We start from the raw sequence: 19,396 nt of genomic DNA, 5'->3' as shown, positions 1-19,396 counted from the left end.
GGTTAGCGAATCAAAAAGGAATCCTTATGCATGAACAACAGGAGCGGCGCGCCGGAACCGGCCGCGACCGCATCGTGAGATCGGCTTTTGCGGCACCTTGCCGCTCGAACAGCAGGACCGCAGCATGAGCGTCGTACGCAGACGCTTGAAGACACTAGTCGGCGCCGGCAACGTGCTATACGCGAGCGGCGACACCGAGGTCGCACAGGGCATCCGTCGCGCAGCGGCGCTCGCGCGCAAAGCCGAGGCGGAGAAGATCACAGGCCTCTTTACGGCCGACCTGCTGCAGGCGGACCCAGCCGGGCTCGCAGGTAATACCGGCAGCCAGGAGCCGATCGTCGCGCTCGCCGCGCTGAGCCAGGCGACGTCGGATATCGGGCTCGTCGCAACTGTGTCGACCACGTACCACCATCCCTACAACATCGCGCGGCTGATCGGTACGCTCGATCACGTGAGCGGCGGCCGTGCCGCGTGGAACGCGGTCACGTCGTCGGTCGGCGAGGAGAACTTCGGCGAAGGCGCGTTACCCGACCCGGAGCGCCGCTATGCCCGCGCGACGGAGTTCGTCGAGATCGTCAACGCGCTCTTCGATGCCAACGACCCGGCGGCCGCGCGCCGCACAGCTGCGGGCTCGGTGTCCGTCGACCCGCTCAAGCTCGGCGCTATCGGCTATCACGGTGAGCATTTCCAGGTGCAGGGGCCGCTCAATGTGCCGCCGCCACCGCAACGCCGGCCCGTGCTGTTCCAGGCCGGCCAGTCGGCGAGCGGGGTGACGCTTGGCGCGCGCTACGCGGAAGTCGTCTACACCTCGCAACCGACGCTTGGCGAGGCGCGCGCATTCGTGACCGAACTGCGTCGCCAGGCGGTCGGCTTCGGCCGCGCCAAGCGGCTGCCGTTCGTGATGAACTCGTTTCATTCGGTGATCGGCGAATCCCCCGCGGATGTCGCACGGCGGCTGCACGACAAGCACGAGCGGATCGACTACGAGCAGGGCAGGCTCAAGCTTGCCGACATGCTCGGCGGCGACATCGACCTGAGCGAGCTGCCGCTCGACCGCCCGCTGCGCGAAGCGTTGCTGCCTTCGGTCGAAAACGTCAACCGGCGGCGCGGGCGCGTTGCGATCTTCCGCAGTTATGCCTTGCAGGGGCTTACGTTGCGTGAGCTGATCATCCGCGCCCAGGATACCGGCCACTGGTCCGTCGCCGGCACGCCGGAGCAGCTCGCCGATGCGATCGAGGAGCGCTTTCACGCGGGATTTGTCGACATCCTGTCCCTGCACGGGCTCGGTCAGCCCGACCAGGAAGACCTGCTGCTCAATGGACTGCTGCCCGAACTGCGCCGTCGCAACCTGATCGACACCGACTATCGCGGTGGCGATCTGCGCTCGAATCTCGAACTCCCACCACTGCAATGATCAACCGTACTCTCCAGCATTCGGCGTTCGCGCTGCAACGCGCGGTTCGCGCGTCCCTCTGCGCCGCATCGTTCGGCGTGTTAGCCACGGCACTGGCGGTTTGCGCACCGGCAAACGCAGCCGGCAGCAAGACACTGGTGTTCTGCACCGAAGGCAGCCCGGCCGGGTTCGACCCGGGCCAGCATACGACCAGTACCGATTTCGACGCCAGCAGCAACGCCATCTACAACGAGCTGGTGGAGTTTCGCCGCGGCACGCTCGATCTCGAGCCCGCGCTTGCGACCAGTTGGGATGTGTCCGACGATCAACGCACCTACACGTTTCATCTGCGGCATGGCGTGAAGTTCCAGACGACCGCGTGGTTCAAGCCCACGCGCGATTTCGACGCGGACGACGTGCTGTTCACGTTCAACCGCATGCTCAACCCCGACGATCCGTTCCGCAAGGCGTATCCGACGAGCTTCCCGTATTTCAGCGATCTGGGCTTCGACAAGAATCTCGAGCGGATCGAGAAGGTGGACGACTACACGGTGCGCTTCCAGCTAAAGCAGCCGGACGTGATCTTCGTGCGTAATCTTGCGATGGCGTTCGCCTCCATCCTGTCTGCGGAGTACGCGGCACAGTTGAGCGCCGCGCATCATGAGGCCGACATCAACCAGTTGCCGGTCGGCACGGGTCCGTTCGTGTTCCGCTCGTATCAGAAGGATGCCCTGATCCGCTACGACGCCAACCCCGATTATTGGCGCCCCGACGACGTCAAGCTCGCCCATCTGGTCTTTGCCATCACGCCCGATCCGAGCGTGCGCGTGCAGAAGCTCGCGAGCGGCGAGTGCCAGGTGTCGGCGTTCCCGCGCCCCGCGGATCTGGACGTCGTTAAAAGCAACCCCAACCTGACGCTGGTGTCCGGGGTGGGCTTCAATGTCGGTTTTGTCGCGTACAACACGCAGCACACGCCGCTCGATCGCGTGGAGGTGCGTCGCGCGCTCGACATGGCGATCGACAAGCCCGCCATCATCAAAGCCGTGTTCGCCGGCAACGCGACCGTCGCCACCAATCCGATGCCGCCGTCGCAATGGTCCTACGACAAGCAGTTAAAGGATGCACCGTTCGATCCCGTGAAGGCAAAAGCGCTGCTTGCGCAGGCGGGTTTCCCGAACGGCTTCGACATCTCGCTGTGGGCGATGCCCGTGCAGCGGCCCTACAACCCGAATGCCCAGTTGATGGCGCAGCTCATCCAGCAGGACTGGGCGAATATCGGCGTGCGCGCGAAGATCGTCAGCTATGAATGGGCTGAATACAACCGGCGCGCGAAGCAGGGCGGCGAGCATGATGCCATTCTCTATGGCTGGTCGGGCGACAACGGCGATCCCGACAACTGGCTCGGCACCTTGCTCGGCTGCGATGCGGTGCATGGCAGCAACGTATCGAAGTGGTGCGACCCCGCCTTCAACGCGCTGATCGTCAAGGCCCGATCCAGTTCGGACCCCGCGGTACGCACGACGCTCTACGAGCAGGCACAGGTGATCTTCAAGCAGCAGGTGCCTTATACGCCAATTGCGCATTCCATCGTGTCGCAGCCTGCCTCGAAGCGCGTGAAGGGACTCGTCTTTTCGCCGCTAGGGGGTCACCGGTTCGATGGGGTCTGGCTGGATTGAGCTTGAGCCTGGCCTTGAGCGACGACGCCGGCCATTGCGCCGGCCCCCGAACGCACAGCGGCCAGGAGCCGTCTTATCAGGCGTGCAGGGCACGCACGCGCGGAATCACTTCTTCGGCAAAGGTTCGCATATCGGCTTCGAACGGCTGGAACTGCAGCATGAACAGTTCGATGCCGGCCCGTTGAAAAGCGGCGATGCGCCGCGCCACCGTCTCGTAGCTGCCAACCAGGCCAGCCGCCGTTCCACCGTTCGAGCCAACGCGCGGCGTTTGCGCGAAAGTCTGGAACATCACCGCTTTCGGATCGATATTGGCTTTTTGCTGAGCCCGCAACGGGGCGTCTTTAGCGGCCAGTTCGAAGAGATGCGCGAGGTGTCGATTGGCGGCCTCATCCGACTCATGCGCAATCACGAACGCCGACAGGCCGAAGCGCAAGGAATCGAGCGCCGCCGGCCGGGTCCGCGCGGACACGTCGGCGATCAACCGCGTGACGTCTTCGAGCGGCTGGCCGTTGATGAACCAGACGTCACCCTTATCCGCCACCAGTTGACGGGCCGGCTCCGATTCGCCGCCGACATAGATGCGCGGCCGGGCACGAAACGGATCGGCGGGCCGCAACAGATAGTCGTCGATATGGAAATGCTCGCCGTCAAAGCGTGTGCGTTCGCCGCGCAGCAGCGCGTCGACGACCGTGATCCACTCCCGGCCATAGGCGTAGCGCGCATCGTGCTCCGCAAAGCCGATGCCCGCGCGCTCCAGCTCGGGCCGGTTCCATGCGTTGACGAGATTGATCGCAAAGCGCCCCTGGCTGATGTGCTCGATCTGCTGCGCCATCTTGGCCAGCACCACAGGGTGATACAGATAAGGCTTGATGGCCGCGATAATCTCGATGCGCCCGGTCAACGCCGCGAGTGCGGCCGAGGCGGTCCACGCCTCGAGCTGGTCCAGATTCGGGTCGTGCGGATTGATCGTATGCTGCGCCACCAGCACCGAGTCGTATCCGAGGCGCTCCGCCTCCAGCACGAGTGCCTTGTTGCGGGCCCAGGAGGCGTCATAGGGTTCGTCGGGGTCCTGCAGGGCAGCACGGCTGCCGTGCACCAGCGCCCAGACGCCGAAGCGGGCCGATGGGATCGACATGAAGCAGATATCTCCGCAGGAAGGTCACTTCGGGTTATGCCGGGTTACGCCTGGTTATGCCTGGTTATGCCCGGCCACGGATCACTTCGCCGCAACCGCGGCGGTCTTGTCGAGCAGTACCCAATGACCGTCGCGGGCAACGAGGTTGATGCTTTTCACGCCGATCACGCGCCGCGTCACAGGATCGAAGTTCGCCTTGCCGAACACCACGCTCGGGATGTCGTGAAGCTTCGGCAGCGCGTCGCGCACGCCGCGGCGATCGGCGCCGCCGGCACGCAGCGCGGAAGCGGCGATCACCACCGCATCGTAGGCAAACGCGTTGAACGCATCGGGCTCGCGATGATATTTCGCCTCGAAGTCATGGACGAAGTTCTGCACTTCCGGGCGCGGATCGCCGGGGAAAAAGCTCGTATTGGTGGTCACGCCATTCACGGCGTTGCCGCCGAGTTCGAAAAACTTCGGCGAATAAACCGAACTGGCCGCGACGACAGGCAAGCTGATACCGCTCTCGCGGGCCTGGCGGACAATCTGGGCACCGTCCGCGTAGTACGCAATCAGCACGAGCGCGTCAGGATGAGCGGCATTGACGCGCAAAAGCGTGGCGCGAAAATCCTGATCCGTCGGCTGATAGCCTTCCGCCGCCGCCACCTCCACGCCGCGCGCAGCCGCGGACTTGACGAATACGTCCTTGCTCGCGCGCCCCCAGTCCGTGTTCTGGTAAAGCACGGCGACGTGCCGGAAACCCTGCTTGGCCGCGAGATCCGCAAGCAGCGGTTGCGCATCGGCCTGGCTGACCGAAGGGCTCCAGATGAAGTCGCCACCCTTGGTAAAGTCCGGGTGCGAATTCGTGAAGCCGAGCTGCACGAGTCCGGCGCGCTGATAAATCGGCGACGCGGCCATGGACGCGGGGCTGGAGAAGTCGCCGAGTTCAATCAGAATGCGCGGATCGGCCACGAATTTCTGGGCAATGGACACCGCCTGACGCGGGTCGCTCTGGCTGTCTTCGAAGACATATTGCAGCGGGTGTCCGTTGATGCCACCGTTAGCGTTGATCTGATCGAGCGCGAGATCGAAGCCGGCCTTCCATTGCGCGCCGTATTGCGCATTCGGTCCGGTCAGCGGGCCGCTAACGCCGAAGTACAGGGGCTCGCCGGTTGCAGCGGCGGTCGCGGCCGATGCCGATGGACTCACGCATGCGGCGGCGATTCCCAGTGATAACAGGAACGGGGCAGCAAGGCGCCGCAGTAACTTCCGGCGCGCGCCGGCTCGGTGTGTAGCAAACATGGCGAAAGATCCCGTCAATCAAATGGCGTTAAACGAAAAGTTGCCGACCCCGCCGGCTCTCGCGTAGTGCTGCCGGGTGCGCTCGGTCGGGCGCAGCGCAACACGTTCGGCAAGCAGCGCGCGGGTCAGGCTGAGTTGGCCCGCGCGTTCGGCGGCCGCAATGAGTGTTTGCGTAATGAGATCGCGCTGCGCATGACTGCCGCCGATGCGGATCGCGTTGTAACGCACGGGGAGGATGAATTCGACGGCGCGCCCGTATTCGCCGGCGGCAAACGCGAGCACACCGTCGATCAGGCGGCGGCCCACCTCAGCGGTCACGTTGCGGTTGTCACCCTGGCCCTCACGCGCGTAGCGGTCGAGCGAGCGGCGCAGGCGCTCGATACCCAACTGGTTGCCGGCGCGCGCAACGGCGAGCGCAATATGCAGATCGTTGAACAGCAGCACATGGTCGTCGACATGGGTCAGCCATTGCGCGGCGAGCGGGCCCCAGCGTTCTCCTACGTCGGCTCCTGCCAGTTCCAGCCGCCACAGCAGGGCGGAAGCATCCACGAGATCGAGCAGAAAGTCTCCTGCAAGCTTCGGCGCTACGTACCGGTCGTAGTCGGCCAGCACTTCGTCGAAACGTCCTTCCTCGATCAGATACAGGGCAAGATGCCAGCCGTTATGGATCGCAAGCGCATGAGCGCGGCTCCAGTCAGGGCGGGCAGCGCGGAGAAACGCAATGCCTTCGGCCTGGCGGCTTTCTGTTTCGAGCACGTGTGCGACCGCGTGAATCGCCCAGGCGTCTTCGGCATTGCGCGCAATGGCAGCGCGGCCGACTTCCTCCGCACGACGCAGTTCGCCTGCTTCCTCGAGGCCGAACGCGTACTGACCGAGAACATAGCCGTAGTTTTCACCCTGCGGGTCCCAGTGCGGCAGCACCCGCGCAATGGAATCGCGGATGCTCAGCGACTGACCGAGGCAGAAGTAACCGTCGTGCGCGAAGCGCAATGCCAGCGCGTCGGTCGGATGCTCGACAAGGATGTTTTCCCAGATGTGGATCGCATTGGCCATTTCGCCCGCGGCCAGCAACCTCGCGGCAGCAAGATGGCGGGTTTCGCGTGAGGTCGCGCCGGAGCGGCCGCGCTCGGCCGCCGCGAGGGCCGTGACGACGCGCGGATGGTCGCCGCGAAATCCACCCAGCAGAAACAGCGCAGCAATGGCGCTGCTGCCCAGACTGAAGCCGGGGTCCTGGTCTACCGCGGCCTGCAAGCGGGCGACGGGGTCGCCCTTCCAGCCGAAGTAGTCCGAGATCGCGAGGTCAAACGCCGCGGCAGCTTCGGCGGATGCCGTCACCTGCAGGCCTTGGGCGTCGGTGGTCATCGGCATGCTCCCGGATTGCAGCCGCGTACAAGTACACCAATAAGCACGCCGGTAGCGCGCATCATGGAGCGCGGTTGAGCAGGATCGACGCCAGATGGTGCAGCGTGCCGCCAGCATAGGCCGTGACGGCGGACAGGAGCGAGCCGTCGGCCGAGCCGGAGATTTCCCGGTGGAGGCACGCCAGAATGGCGCCGACCAGCAGCACGGTGGCCGCCCGCCTGGCGGATACGCGCGGCAGGTCCGATGGAGCGGCGCTGTCTTGCGTGGCCTCATCGAGCGTTCGATGAGGGTGATATCCGAATCCCTTCATGATGATAGACACGTCGAATTCAACATATCGAGTGTCCGCAATCATGCGAGCGGGTCGAACCATTTTTTTTGCATATCCATAGCACGAAGGCGTCTTTGCGCCATCCAGCCGCCCACTGGGGCAGGTGCGCCATCCCGCGGCACACTGCGTGCGGCAAACTGCGCGCGACTCTCAGCCTTCAGCGCGCCGGGCGCGCGCTGCCGCCTGACCGGGCGGGGTGTCGTAATAGCGCCGCCATACGCGCCGGAAATCGCGTGCCGAGGCAAACCCCGCCTGTTCCGCGACGCGCTCGATGGTGAGTTCCGGGCGTTCCAGCAGCTGCTGCGCGCGAGCCACGCGCAGGCCCTGCTGATAGGCCAGAATGGTGACTCCCGCATGCTCGGCGAAGAGCCGGCTCAGATGCCTCGCGCTGACGTGCGCGGCATCTGCAAGCTCGGTTACATTCCACGCGCGTGCCGGGTCTTGCGAGATGGCGTCCTGAGCCCGGTGCACCGCCGGATGCATGTGGTTGCGATGCGCGAGCCAGGGCGACAGCTGCGTGTATTCGCCCGCACGGCGTTGATATACCACCTGGCGGCGCGCAATCTCGGCGGCCAGTTCCGCGCCACCGTATTGCTCGATCAGATACAACGCCAGATCGACACCCGCCGTGATGCCGGCGCTCGTCAGCACGTCGCCGTCGTCAACGAACAGGCAGTCGTCCTGCACGCTCGCCGTGGGCTCCTCCTGCCTGAGCAGGTCCACAAGGCCGAAGTGGGTCGTGCAGCGGCGGCCGACCAGCCGCCCTGCACGCGCCAGCAGAACCGCGCCCGAGCAGATGCTGGCGAGGCGCGTATCGGCTGCGGGCACGGTCTTGAGCCAGTCCGTAACGGCATCGTATGCCTTGCTCGCGCCGCGCCCGGGCGTTTCGTTGCAGCCCACCACAATCACCAGGCTGTCCGGCGGCAGTGTGTCCGGGAGCGGATCGAGTCCGTCGAGCGCGGTTCCGATCGAGGTGGTCAGGCGCGGCACCGGGGCGCAATGATGCAGCTCAAACGGCGCGCCGGACCCCACCGCCATGCGCAAAGCCTCAGCAGGGCCCGCATAGTCGAGCAGCAGCACAGGGGGCGTCAGCACGAACCATACGGACGTCTTCATGATCAGGCCGCGCGTTGCGATTGCCAGCCGGCCAACGCGTCGTCGACGCTGGCGATGCGTGCAAAGCGTCCCGCCAGGACCAGTTCGGTGTGCGCCTTGATTTCCTCAGGTGAATAGACCCGGCCGCTGCCGGCGTGCGTCATCGGAAACGTGAGGGTGGCCTCGGTCACGTAGTCCACCTTGTATCCGATGTCCGACCCGACGCGTGTGGTGGTTTCGCAGCACTGTTCGGTGCGGATGCCGGTAATGACCAGGTGGTTGATGCCCTGGCGGCGCAGCCACAGGTCCAGCCCGGTATCGGTGAAGGCATTGTGGGTATGCTTTTCGAACGCGACGTCCGGCGCGCCCGGCAGCCAGTCCAGCGGAGTGACGAAACCGGACTCCTTGGTGAACGGACCGGCCTGGCCGATATGGAAAATATGGACCACCGGAATGCCTTGCTCGCGCGCACCGCGCTCGAGCCGCAGAACGGCTTCCTTGAAGGCGGGCAGGTCCGTGTCGGACCAGAAGGGCATTTGACGAAACGATTCCTGCACATCGATGATGATGAGAGCGGATCTAGCGGCGTTAAGAGCGGACATTTCTTGTAACTCCTAGGGTAGAGGACTCCATCATAGATGCCAATAATAACGATATCGAGCGCGTTTGCGGACAGGAACGGGACAAAATCGGCCATTCATTTCCGGGACCGAAAGCAGCCTCTATCCACGTCCGGAGCTTTGCTTAACGCGAAAGATCACTTAGGCGAACGGCGCACGGCACCTAAGATTGCGAGCGTCGCCGGCAACGGCTGCCGGCTCGAGACGAGCTTCGCTGAGAAAAGACATGATTCAGTTTGACGATTTGACAGACAGCGAATGGGCCCTGATCGAAGGGTTGTTCTGCAATGAAGTGGTGCCGCCGGAGCGCTCCGGTCGGCGCCGTGTCGGACCGCGCGCGGTGGTCAACGCGGTGCTATGGGCGTTATCGACCGGACATAGCTGGTCCCGGGTGCCGGGATGGTATCCGTCGCGCCCGACCTGCCGGCGTCGCTTTGAAGAGTGGCAAGCCGACGGGACGCTTGCCGAAATCATCAGGCGGCTCAACGCTGCCGGCCGCAACGTTTCACTGCGAGGCCCGGTTGGCGATGCATTGAACCATCCTCCGGCCAACCCCCGGCATGATGGTTTGAACGGCCTGTCGTGGAGCAGTCCGCAGACGTGGCGCGCGCCGCTGGAGACGGCCTGAGGTTGACCGAGGTGTCCTGGCCGCGCTCGCGGCCTCTCCGGCTAGGCGTTGGAGGGCAGAGCAGGGCGCGTGGCAGGCACGGCCGCCTCCGCGCGGAGGAAGTCAATCAAGGGATCAAGCATCCGGTGCCGGCGCACCGGCCCCCGGCGCAGGACGAACCGCCAGGAAGCCGGACGCGACAGGTCGGGAAATAGCCGCACAAGGCGGCCGCTTGCCAGTTCCGGGTCGATCAGCGGCGAGCGGCCCAGCGCAAGCCCGGCGCCGCCAATCGCCGCGCCAATCACCTGACTGAAGCTGCTGTAGCGCACGATCTTCGTTTCGAAATCGTCAGGCAGGCCGAACCGCGCCGACCACGTGTGCCAATCGATTTCAGGAGAGTCGTCATGCGCCTCCTGCAAGAGGCGGCAACGGCACACCGCCTTGGATGCGAACGGATGCAGCTCGGGGCTGCACACCGGAAACACCTCCTCCTGCAACAGGATCACGTCGTCGGGACGCAGCTTGCTCTGCGGCACATGCACGACGGCAAGGTCGATGTCATAGCGGGCGAAATCTGGTTCGCCATCCTGAATGATGGCGTTCAGCCGCGTCTCGGGATGACGGCCTGAAAACTCCGCGAGACGGCGCGCGAGCCACATGGCGGAGAACGGCCCATTGGCCGAGACGGTCAATTGCCGCGCGACGCCCTTGATCTGCGAGCACGCATCCTCCAGCAGCGACAGCGCACTGCTCGCCGCAGGCAGCAGGCTGGCCCCGGCCGCTGTCAGGCGAATGCCGCCCACGCCCGTGCTGCGCTCCAGCAGGCGGGCGCCCAGCGCCTCTTCCAGGCCGCGGATCTGATGGCTCACGGCGCTGGTCGAGACGTTCAGCTCGGCCGCCGCACGGGCAAAGCCGCCGAGCCGCACCGCCGCCTCGAAGGCGCGCAACGCTGGGAGTGGAGGAATGTTGGACATAGGGAGGTATTGTAGGAGATTCAACACCCCTTGAAAAACCATCTTTTGCCTGACTCTCCGGCACAAGGTAACGTCACATAAAACCCGATGTGGCACTGAAAACAGACCGGAGGCAGGCATGTATTTTGATAGCAGGTTGTGGAAGATGATGGCAGGGCTGCGCCTGCGTGTGGCCGGCGCGGTGTGTCTTGGCCTGATCGCCATGGGCTTTGGCGTCATGCGCTTCGTCTTCCTCGGCCGGGTGCTCGCGCTTGCCTACCAGGGCGCCGCGGCGCGGCAGGTTGCCCTTGCCGCAGCCGGCACGGTTGCCTGCATGCTGCTGCGCGCCGGGCTCGATCATCGCCGGGTCGTCCTCGCGCAAGGCACGGCCGGGCGGGTCCAGTCGGTGCTGCGTGCGCGCCTGTTCGACCGCATCGCCGAGCTCGGACCGGCGTGGTTCGGAGCGGAGCGCACCGGCGGCGTGATGCTGGCCGTCATCGACGGCGTGGAGCAGTTGCAGACCTTCTTCGGCGCCTACGTGCCGCAGCTCGTGATTGCCGCCTGCGCACCCGTGGTGATCTTCGCGGTGCTGGCCTGGTGGGACGTGCCGACCGCGGCCGTGCTGCTGGTCGCCGCGCTTGCGACGCTCGCGCTGCCCATGCTGGTCCACAACGCCGACAAGCGCGCGGCCATCGCCCGCTCAAGGGCGTTCAAGTCGTTTGGTGAGGAGTTCCTCGACGCAGTGCAGGGCCTGCCGACACTCAAGGCGTTCGGCCAGAGCGCGGCCTTTGCGCAAAAGCTGGCCGAGCGCGCGCGAGCCCTGTCCGGCAGCACGTTCTGGGTGCTCGCGCTGGGCCTGCTGACCCGCTTCTTCACGGATCTCGGCACCGGCCTCGGCGCGGCCGCCGCCATTGCGCTGGGCGCGTGGCGCGTGAGCCACGGCGCAATGAGCCTGGAAGCGCTGCTGATCATCCTGATGGCCGGAACGGAAATCTTCCGACCGCTGCGCGACCTGCGCTCCGTGCTGCACCAGGGCATGATCGGGCAATCGGCGGCAAACGCCATCCATGCGCTGCTCGAAGCCCGCAGCGAGGCGCCGGCCGGGGGCGGGGCGCGGGTGCCGGAACTGGCCGCCAGCATCTCGTTCGACAAGGTCGGCTTCGCCTATCCGGGCCGTCGCGCCGATGCCCATGCCGGACTCAGCTTCGAGATCCGCGCCGGCGAGACTGTCGGGATCGTCGGGCCGAGCGGCGCCGGCAAATCCACCATCCTGCGACTGCTGCTGCGCCAGCACGACGCACAGGCCGGCGCGATCCGCATTGGCGGCCACGACATCCGTAGCCTCGACCCGGATCAGGTGCGCGGCATGATCGCGATCGTCTCCCAGGACAGCACGCTGTTCGACGGCACGATCGCCGACAATCTGCGGCTCGGCCGGCATGACGCCAGCGATGCGCAGATGATCGCCGCCGCCACGGCAGCCAATATCCACGACTTCATCATGGCGTTGCCGCAGGGCTACGCGACGCGCATCGGCGAGCGGGGCGCGACGCTCTCGGGCGGGCAGCGCCAGCGCATTGCGATTGCCCGCGCGCTGCTGCGCGACGCGCCCATTCTGCTGCTGGACGAAGCGCTGTCGGCAGTCGATGCGCAAAACGAGGCGATCATCCAGCAGGCGCTGGACCGGCTGATGCAAGGCCGCACGACGCTGATCCTTGCCCACCGCCTCTCGAGCGTCATCGGCGCCGACCGCATCCTCGTGCTGGATCAGGGCCGGGTCGTGGAGAGCGGCACGCATGCCGAGCTGATCGTCCGCTCCGGGGCGTATCGCCGCCTGATGGGTCCGCAGGTCGCGGCGAGCGCCGAACGCCCGGCCGTGCTGGAAGCTTCGAGCGCCGCGCCGACGTCGTCCGGACCGCAAGTGCGGCCGCTCGCCGAGGACGCCGCGGGCATCGGCTGGGGCGATACCTTGCGTACCTTGATGCGCTTCGTCTGGCCGTGGCGTGTGAAGCTGACGCTGACGGTGCTGTGCGGCATCGGCCGGGTGCTGGCTTTCATCGGCGTGGGCGCCCTCGGGGCACTGGTGGTGGCCGGCGTCGCCTCGGGACGGCCGGTGCTCGGACTGACAGTCGGACTGCTGCTCGCAGCGCCCGTTGCGGCCACGCTGCACTGGCTGGAATCGTGGCTCGCGCATGACATGGCCTACCGCCTGCTGGCTGAAATGCGCATTGCCTTGTTCGCCAAGCTCGAGCGCCTGGCTCCCGCTTATCTCCTGCGCCGGCGCTCCGGTGACCTGGTGGCGCTGGCAACCCAGGACGTGGAGACGGTGGAGTATTTCTATGCCCACACGGTGGCCCCGGCTTTCGTCGCGCTGCTGATTCCCGCCGGTGTGCTGGCGCTGCTGGCATGGGTGGCCTGGCCGCTCGCCGTGGTCCTGCTGCCGTTCCTCGCCTGGGCAGGCCTGACCCCGGTCTTCGCTCGCAGCAAGATCGACCGCCTCGGCGGCCAGGCGCGCGCCGCGCTGGGGCAACTTGGCGCGCACCTCACCGAAACCATTCAGGGCCTCGCCGAACTCGCAGCCTTCCAGGCCACCGGCCGGCGCCGGGCAGTATTTCTCGCCGACATCGCCACTTATCAGAAGCAGCGCTCGGCATTGCTGGACGACCTGTCGCGCCAGAGCGCGGCGCTCGAAGTGGCCACCGGCGTGGGTGGTCTCGCGGTCGCCTTGCTCGGCGCCGTGCTGTCCTCGCGCGGCTGGTTTGCGCATGAATGGCTGCCGCTGCTGGTGCTGGTTTCCGTGGCGGCCTTCATGCCCGTGGCCGAGATTGGCCAGGTAGCCCGCCAACTGGCCGACACGATCGCCTCGACACGCCGGCTGCATGTCGTCGAAGCGGAGCCCGAACCGGTTACCGATGGCGACCTGCCTGTTCCCGCGAACCCGCTGGTGCGACTCGATGCGGTGAGCTTCGCTTACCCCGGGCGCAGCGTGCCGGCGCTGGACCGCGTGAGCTTTGCCGTGCGCCCAGGCAGCACGGTTGCGCTGGTCGGCGCGTCCGGCGCGGGCAAGTCGACGGTGGCCAACCTGCTGTTGCGCTTCTGGGACCCGCAGCAAGGCGCCATCACGCTAGGCGGCATCGACCTGCGCCGGCTGCGCCTTGACGACCTGCGCAGCCACATCGCGCTGGTGGCGCAGGACACCTACCTGTTCAACGACACGCTGGAGGCGAATATCCGTCTCGCCGGGCGCGATGTGTCCGACGCGGATGTGCGCCGCGCACTCGAGCGGGCCGCACTGAGCGACTTTGTCGAGCGCTTGCCGGATGGACTCGCCACCCGGGTGGGCGAGCGCGGCGTGCAGCTCTCGGGCGGGCAACGTCAGCGGGTGGCGATTGCACGCGCGTTTCTGAAGGATGCGCCGATCCTGGTACTCGACGAGGCAACCTCGCATCTCGATACAATCAGCGAGCAGCAGATTCGCGCCGCGCTCGACGAATTGATGACGGAGCGCACCTCGATCATCATCGCGCACCGCCTGTCCACCATCCAGAACGCCGACACGATTCTGGTGATGGACGCCGGGCGGGTAGTCGAGGCCGGCAGTCATGACGAACTGCTGTCGGCAGGGGGCGCGTATGCGCGGCTGGTTGCGCATCAGTCCGGTGTGGTGGCAGCCTAGACCGCTTTGACATACAAGGGAGCAAGGATGAACCAGTTGCCGACACTCATGCCTACCAGCGCCGCCGACGAAACCTATGGCGGCGTCACCTATCACATTGGCGGCGAGCTTGTGCCGGTGCTCTCGGTCGACGTGTCGCGTCAGTCAGTCTTCTTCGAGCATCACATCCTGCTCTGGAAGAATTCAAACGTGAAGATTGGCTTGCGTCCGATGAAGGGCGCATTGAAACGCATGATGGCGGGCATGCAGATTTTTGTCACCGAGGCGAGCGGCAATGGCGTGATCGCTTTCAGCCGGGATGGGGCAGGGCACATCGTCCCGATTCACCTTGGAAGGGGCGAGGAACTGCATGTTCGCGAACATCAGTTCCTTGCGGCGACGGCGAACGTCGAATATACGTTCGAGCGCGTGCGCGGTTTCAGCAACATGCTGTTTGGGCAAACTGGGTTCTTTATCGACAGGTTCCGTAGCGAGTCGAGTGAAGGGGTGCTCTGGCTGCACGGTTATGGGAACGTGTTCGAGAAGGAACTCGCCGCGGGTGAGACCATTGATATCGAACCGGGTGGGTGGCTGTACAAGACGCCGGGCGTCAGGATGGAAACGGTGGTCGATAAGCTCTCGAGCGGGCTCTTTGGCGCAGGCATGAATTTCATCGTGAACCGATTCACGGGGCCGGGAAGGGTGGGAATTCAGTCGATGTATGTTAATACTGAGACTGCGGATAATTGAACGGCACAATGCTCCCCGACTATCTGCGGTGTGGCCCGACAATGCCCAGCTTCGCGATCCGCCTGTACAGCGTCGCGCGTGACATGCCGAGCGCCTGCGCGGCCACATTCGGCCGCCAATGGTGGCGGGTAAGCGCCGCGACGATCCATGCGCGTTCGTCGTCGGTACCGCCCGTACCGCCCAACGAGGCGGGTTCCTTTGCAGTGTCGGGTGTGAGTTGCGCCGCGAACTCCGGCGACACGTGCCGCAGCTCTACGCGAGCCGAATCACAGATCGCGCACGCATAGCGCAGCACGTTGCGCAGCTGGCGGATGTTGCCCGGCCACGCGAATGCGGCAAGACGTTCGGCGAGCTGCGGATCGAGCGTGAGCACATGGCCGGCCGCCTGCGCCTCCTCCTCGAACACCCCATCGATCACGTCGCGGATGTCGGCGCGCTGGCGCAGCGGCGGTATCTGAAGCGTCGCACCGCTCAAGCGATAGTAGAGATCTTCGCGGAACGATCCTGCCTCGACCATCTGCGCGAGATCGCGGTGGGTCGCGCAGATGACATCGATATCGACGTGCACCGGTGTATCCCCCCCGAGTGGCACCACCTCGCCTTCGGCGAGCACGCGCAGCAGGCGTGTTTGCAGGCCGAGCGGCATGTCGCCGATTTCGTCGAGAAACAGCGTGCCGCTATGCGCGAGCGCGATTTTGCCGCGCGCGCCGCGGCTGCGTGCGCCGGTGAACGCGCCGGGCGCATAGCCGAACAGTTCACTTTCGATCAGCGGTTCCGGAATCGCACCACAATTGACGGCGACAAACGGCCGCGCGCGCCGTGAACCCGAGTCGTGCATGGCGTGCGCGAACACCTCCTTGCCAACGCCCGTTTCGCCGAGCAGAAGAACCGGCAGCCGCTTGCCGGCGATCCGCAATGCGACTTCCGCATTGTGCGCAATCCGTTCGTCCTGGCTGTGCAAAAAGCGACCCATCGCGCCGATGCTGCTATTGCCACGAACCTCGCGAACCTCGCCTTGCGTGGCGGCCGAGACGATGCGCGTCGCACGTTTCATCGGCGCACGGATGCGCGCGTACAACATCGCGCCCGTCGCCCGGAGCCGCAGCGCAACGATCCTATCCGTGCGCGCGACATCTTGGAGATGGGCGTAGGAGGTGTCGAATATCTCGTCGATGTGACGCGGGCCGTCGAGGCCCGCGATGCTCTCGCGCGCCTTGCGGTTCACGGCCGCGATGTTGCCGCATTCGTCGAACCCGATCAGCACTTCGGGCTGCGCTTCGACAAAATGGCGGCTTTGATGGCCGAAGAGAATCCAGTGCTGGGTCGTCTGATTCAGGAAGTAACCATCCTCGATCAGGCTCGCGCTTTGTCTCACCAGTTGAAAGACAAGGCCCTGGCTGTCGCGGTTGTCCGGGGAGTGAATCGCCGATGCGTCGAGCACACCGATCAGCTCGCCCGTCGGCGCGAAGATCGGCGACGCGCTGCATGTCAGTGTCGTGAACGCGGCGCGGAAGTGATCGGTCTTGTGCACGGTGATGGGTGCGAGATCGGAGAGCACGTTCGCGATGCCGCACGTGCCTTCCTCGCGTTCGGACCAGCACGAGCCGATATACAGCCCCGCATGCTTGAAATCGTTGCGCCGGTCGCGGTCGATCCGGTAGTCGATCGTGACGCCGTGCGCGTCAGACAACATCACACAGTAATCAGCGACGCGAATCATGTCATGCAGCCGTGTCAGGCACTGACCCGACGCACGCAGAAATGCCTCCTCCTTGCCCTGGACTTCGCGCAATTCCGCCGACGACAGCACGCGCGGGCCGATCACGGAACTCGGGTCGAGCCGGTACTGGTCGTACGAACGCTGCCACGACGACACGAGCCGCGGCGAATTGGCGGGAGCGGGCAACCGTCCTTCGATTACCCCGCGTACGCGATCGACGTGCTGCGTTTGAGAAACGTAAGGCATGGCCGACTCCGGACGAGCGACACCGAGCAGGGAGGGTTCCTGTCTTGTAGCACATCCGCCGTGGGTGATCACATTGCAATGCAGCACGCGTGAAGCGTGAGACGAACGTCTCACCGATTGGCGAGACGATGGTCTCATCGCGCAAACGCTTGTGTGCCGGGGCGCGGAGGGCTCGCCGCTGTGCGACTGCCGCCTTGAACCGCATCGAAGGACGCGCCCGTGAGACGCGTTGAACCTCGAGCCGCGCCTCGGATGGCAGCCGCCGCGAGCGCCGCTCACACGCGCAAAGCCCTTTGGATAGGCTGCCTTCGGCGCATGTGCCCCACGCGGAAGTCTTTTGGCATGTCATTTGCAGTAGCACTCGCAATCGAGCGCAACAGCGCTTCATCACGACAAATCCGCGGCATCGCTGCCCGCGAAGAGGAGACAGGCCTGTGTCATCGCCCATCACCGTCGGCGTGATCGCGAACCCCGCATCCGGCCGCGACATTCGACGCCTCACCACGCACGCTTCGGTCTTTCCGACCGCCGAGAAAGCGAACATGGTCGTGCGCCTGCTCGCGGGCCTCGGCATTCTTGGCGTCAGTCGTGTGCTTACGTTGCGCGACAGGACAGGTGTGGCGGCATTGGTGCTGCGCGCGCTGGAAACGCATACGGCAGTGGCCGAGCCGCAGCGTTGGCCCGACGTCGAGTTCCTCGATCTGCCGGTCACGGACAGCGTGACCGACACCCATGCGGGTGTCGCGCAGATGATTCTCATGGGCGTCGACCTGATCGCAGTGCTGGGCGGCGACGGCACGCATCGCGCAGTGGCCGCGCATTGCGGCGACGTGCCGCTATTGACGCTCTCGACAGGAACCAACAACGCGTTTCCGGATATGCGCGAAGCGACGGTGGCGGGCCTGGCGGGCGCGCTCGCCGTATCCGGCCTCGTGCCGCTCGATGTCGCATTGAGTCGCAACAAACGCCTCGTGGTCCGCTGCGTCGCGGGCCCGCACGAGGGGCGCGAAGAGATCGCACTGGTCGATGTGTGCGTGAGCCGGCAGCGCTTCGTCGGCGCCCGGGCCGTCTCCGAGCCGGCGGATATCGAAGCGCTCTTTCTCACGTTTGCAGCGCCGGACGGCATCGGCCTGTCGTCGCTCGGCGGCGCGTGGGCGCCCGTCGAGCGGACCGCGCCGCACGGGCTGCATATGACGTTCACACGCGCGGGCGAATCCGGCGTGCCGATCTTCGCGCCGATTGCGCCGGGCCGCGTCGACCAGGTCACGATGCGCACCTGTGAGCGTTTCGAAGCCGGCTGCTGGATGCCACTGCATACGGACCAGGGGACGCTCGCATTCGACGGCGAGCGCGAAATCGAGCTGGAGCGCCACGACCGCTACGAGATCGCCCTCGACTGGGCAGGGCCGCTCACCGTGGATGTCGGCCGCACGCTGCGCTATTCGGCGTCGCGGCAGTTGATGCGCGAAGTGGCGGCGCATCGTAGGTAGTCCGCGCAGGAGGAAGCGATTGCTCGAATCAACGCCGGATGAAGTAGCGAAGTCGCAGTCACCATCGAGATCATTCCAAGGAGACAAACCATGTCTGTTTCGACTCAGTTGAGCAAGGAAAAACTGCTGGAGGCGTATCGGATGATGCGCACGATCCGCGAGTTCGAGGAGCGTCTGCATGTCGAGTTCGCGACCGGAGAGATACCGGGTTTCGTGCACCTGTATGCGGGCGAGGAAGCGTCAGCGGTCGGCACGATGATGCACCTGAACAACGCGGACTATGTCGCGACCACACACCGCGGTCACGGCCACTGCATCGCGAAAGGCGTCGACGTGCACGGAATGATGGCCGAGATCTACGGCCGCACGACGGGTGTGTGCCACGGCAAGGGCGGATCGATGCATATCGCCGATCTGTCGAAAGGGATGCTCGGCGCCAACGGGATCGTCGGCGCCGGCGGTCCGCTCGTGTGCGGCGCGGCGCTCGCCGCAAAGCTCAGGAAGACCGGCGGCGTGGGCGTGTGCTTCTTCGGCGACGGCGCGTCGAACCAGGGCGTGATCTTCGAATCGATGAATCTCGCTTCCGTGTGGCGCCTGCCGGTGATCTTCGTCGCGGAGAACAACGGCTATGCGGAGGCGACGTCGTCGACATGGTCGGTCGCATCCGACAACATCGCCGACCGCGCGAGCGGCTTCGGCATGCCGGGTGTGATCGTCGATGGCTTCGATTTCTTCGCCGTGCACGAAGCGCTCGGCGCCGCGATCGAGCGGGCGCGCAACGGCGGCGGCCCGACGCTCGTCGAAGTGAAGTTTTCCCGCTATTTCGGACACTTCGAAGGCGATGCGCAAACTTATCGCGCACCCGGTGAAGTACAGAAGCTGCGCGATGAAAAGGACTGCCTGAAGCGCTTCGAAGAGCGCGTGGTGCGCACCGAAGTGCTCAAGTCCGACGAGCTGCGCCGCATCGATGCCCAGGTGAAGCAGTTGATCGACGATGCGGTAACGGACGCGAAGGCCGCGCCGTTACCGACGGCTGACGATCTGCTGACCGATGTCTACGTGTCGTATCCGTAACACAT

Annotated in this window: 15 protein-coding genes; 7 read left to right on the top strand and 8 right to left on the bottom strand. The window is 65.4% G+C overall.

Translation table 11 applies throughout. From position 1 onward, the window contains the following. Positions 1-124 precede the first annotated feature (124 nt). Entirely contained in the window at positions 125-1,414 is a 1,290-nt protein-coding gene (locus FFS45_RS27295; protein ID WP_137957747.1) for an NtaA/DmoA family FMN-dependent monooxygenase, read from the top strand. Further along, complete coding sequence (locus FFS45_RS27290) at positions 1,411-3,069, top strand: ABC transporter substrate-binding protein (RefSeq protein WP_137957746.1); 1,659 nt, start codon at positions 1,411-1,413, stop codon at positions 3,067-3,069. Before FFS45_RS27295 ends, FFS45_RS27290 begins: the two co-directional genes overlap by 4 nt. A 76-nt stretch (positions 3,070-3,145) precedes the next feature. On the opposite strand, the gene FFS45_RS27285 is transcribed toward FFS45_RS27290, so the two are convergent. From FFS45_RS27285 to FFS45_RS27260, 6 genes are all read right to left on the bottom strand, one after another. Then, positions 3,146-4,204, bottom strand: coding sequence for an LLM class flavin-dependent oxidoreductase (locus FFS45_RS27285; protein WP_137957745.1), 1,059 nt, complete (start codon positions 4,202-4,204; stop codon positions 3,146-3,148). 81 nt (positions 4,205-4,285) lie between these two features. Continuing rightward, positions 4,286-5,488: an ABC transporter substrate-binding protein gene (locus tag FFS45_RS27280; RefSeq protein ID WP_137957744.1), complete on the bottom strand. Its 1,203-nt coding sequence runs from the start codon at positions 5,486-5,488 to the stop codon at positions 4,286-4,288. An 18-nt stretch (positions 5,489-5,506) separates the two neighbouring features. Next, positions 5,507-6,850, bottom strand: coding sequence for a tetratricopeptide repeat protein (locus FFS45_RS27275; protein WP_137957743.1), 1,344 nt, complete (start codon positions 6,848-6,850; stop codon positions 5,507-5,509). Positions 6,851-6,911: 61 nt separating this feature from the next. Further along, complete coding sequence (locus FFS45_RS27270; protein WP_137957742.1) at positions 6,912-7,172, bottom strand: hypothetical protein; 261 nt, start codon at positions 7,170-7,172, stop codon at positions 6,912-6,914. 159 nt (positions 7,173-7,331) lie between these two features. After that, the gene (locus tag FFS45_RS27265) at positions 7,332-8,297 is read right to left on the bottom strand and encodes a helix-turn-helix domain-containing protein (RefSeq protein ID WP_137957741.1); all 966 of its coding nucleotides are present in this window, start codon (positions 8,295-8,297) and stop codon (positions 7,332-7,334) included. A 2-nt stretch (positions 8,298-8,299) separates the two neighbouring features. Next, positions 8,300-8,878, bottom strand: coding sequence for an isochorismatase family protein (locus FFS45_RS27260; protein WP_137957740.1), 579 nt, complete (start codon positions 8,876-8,878; stop codon positions 8,300-8,302). Between the two features lie 244 nt (positions 8,879-9,122). Here FFS45_RS27260 and FFS45_RS27255 point away from each other — a divergent pair, with 244 nt between their 5' ends. Next, positions 9,123-9,524, top strand: coding sequence for a transposase (locus tag FFS45_RS27255; RefSeq protein ID WP_137957739.1), 402 nt, complete (start codon positions 9,123-9,125; stop codon positions 9,522-9,524). 41 nt (positions 9,525-9,565) lie between these two features. Here FFS45_RS27255 and FFS45_RS27250 read toward each other — a convergent pair whose 3' ends face one another. Next, complete coding sequence (locus tag FFS45_RS27250; protein ID WP_137957738.1) at positions 9,566-10,477, bottom strand: LysR family transcriptional regulator; 912 nt, start codon at positions 10,475-10,477, stop codon at positions 9,566-9,568. 118 nt (positions 10,478-10,595) lie between these two features. Here FFS45_RS27250 and FFS45_RS27245 point away from each other — a divergent pair, with 118 nt between their 5' ends. Both FFS45_RS27245 and FFS45_RS27240 read left to right on the top strand, forming a co-directional pair. Then, complete coding sequence (locus tag FFS45_RS27245; RefSeq protein WP_137957737.1) at positions 10,596-14,132, top strand: ABC transporter ATP-binding protein; 3,537 nt, start codon at positions 10,596-10,598, stop codon at positions 14,130-14,132. 27 nt (positions 14,133-14,159) lie between these two features. Continuing rightward, a complete protein-coding gene (locus FFS45_RS27240) occupies positions 14,160-14,861 on the top strand; it encodes an AIM24 family protein (RefSeq protein WP_137957736.1) in 702 nt (233 codons plus the stop codon). Between the two features lie 19 nt (positions 14,862-14,880). Here FFS45_RS27240 and FFS45_RS27235 read toward each other — a convergent pair whose 3' ends face one another. Beyond that, a complete protein-coding gene (locus FFS45_RS27235) occupies positions 14,881-16,827 on the bottom strand; it encodes a sigma-54-dependent Fis family transcriptional regulator (protein ID WP_137957735.1) in 1,947 nt (648 codons plus the stop codon). A gap of 434 nt (positions 16,828-17,261) precedes the next feature. Between FFS45_RS27235 and FFS45_RS27230 the strand changes: the two genes are divergently transcribed. Beyond that, positions 17,262-18,317, top strand: a complete 1,056-nt coding sequence (locus FFS45_RS27230; RefSeq protein ID WP_137957734.1) for an NAD(+)/NADH kinase — start codon at positions 17,262-17,264, stop codon at positions 18,315-18,317. A gap of 90 nt (positions 18,318-18,407) precedes the next feature. Further along, complete coding sequence (locus FFS45_RS27225; RefSeq protein WP_137957733.1) at positions 18,408-19,391, top strand: thiamine pyrophosphate-dependent dehydrogenase E1 component subunit alpha; 984 nt, start codon at positions 18,408-18,410, stop codon at positions 19,389-19,391. Positions 19,392-19,396 lie beyond the last annotated feature (5 nt).

Source organism: Burkholderia sp. 4M9327F10 (assembly GCF_005503145.1).
Lineage (GTDB): Bacteria > Pseudomonadota > Gammaproteobacteria > Burkholderiales > Burkholderiaceae > Paraburkholderia.
This window is presented reverse-complemented; position numbering and strand designations above follow the sequence as displayed.

Coding starts and splice junctions, on each gene's coding strand:
- FFS45_RS27260 (WP_137957740.1), bottom strand. CDS start 8,878: ATGTCCGCTCTTAACGCCGCTAGATCCGCTCTCATCATCATCGATGTG.
- FFS45_RS27275 (WP_137957743.1), bottom strand. CDS start 6,850: ATGACCACCGACGCCCAAGGCCTGCAGGTGACGGCATCCGCCGAAGCT.
- FFS45_RS27295 (WP_137957747.1), top strand. CDS start 125: ATGAGCGTCGTACGCAGACGCTTGAAGACACTAGTCGGCGCCGGCAAC.
- FFS45_RS27280 (WP_137957744.1), bottom strand. CDS start 5,488: ATGTTTGCTACACACCGAGCCGGCGCGCGCCGGAAGTTACTGCGGCGC.
- FFS45_RS27265 (WP_137957741.1), bottom strand. CDS start 8,297: ATGAAGACGTCCGTATGGTTCGTGCTGACGCCCCCTGTGCTGCTGCTC.
- FFS45_RS27255 (WP_137957739.1), top strand. CDS start 9,123: ATGATTCAGTTTGACGATTTGACAGACAGCGAATGGGCCCTGATCGAA.
- FFS45_RS27290 (WP_137957746.1), top strand. CDS start 1,411: ATGATCAACCGTACTCTCCAGCATTCGGCGTTCGCGCTGCAACGCGCG.
- FFS45_RS27240 (WP_137957736.1), top strand. CDS start 14,160: ATGAACCAGTTGCCGACACTCATGCCTACCAGCGCCGCCGACGAAACC.
- FFS45_RS27285 (WP_137957745.1), bottom strand. CDS start 4,204: ATGTCGATCCCATCGGCCCGCTTCGGCGTCTGGGCGCTGGTGCACGGC.
- FFS45_RS27235 (WP_137957735.1), bottom strand. CDS start 16,827: ATGCCTTACGTTTCTCAAACGCAGCACGTCGATCGCGTACGCGGGGTA.
- FFS45_RS27245 (WP_137957737.1), top strand. CDS start 10,596: ATGTATTTTGATAGCAGGTTGTGGAAGATGATGGCAGGGCTGCGCCTG.
- FFS45_RS27250 (WP_137957738.1), bottom strand. CDS start 10,477: ATGTCCAACATTCCTCCACTCCCAGCGTTGCGCGCCTTCGAGGCGGCG.
- FFS45_RS27225 (WP_137957733.1), top strand. CDS start 18,408: ATGTCTGTTTCGACTCAGTTGAGCAAGGAAAAACTGCTGGAGGCGTAT.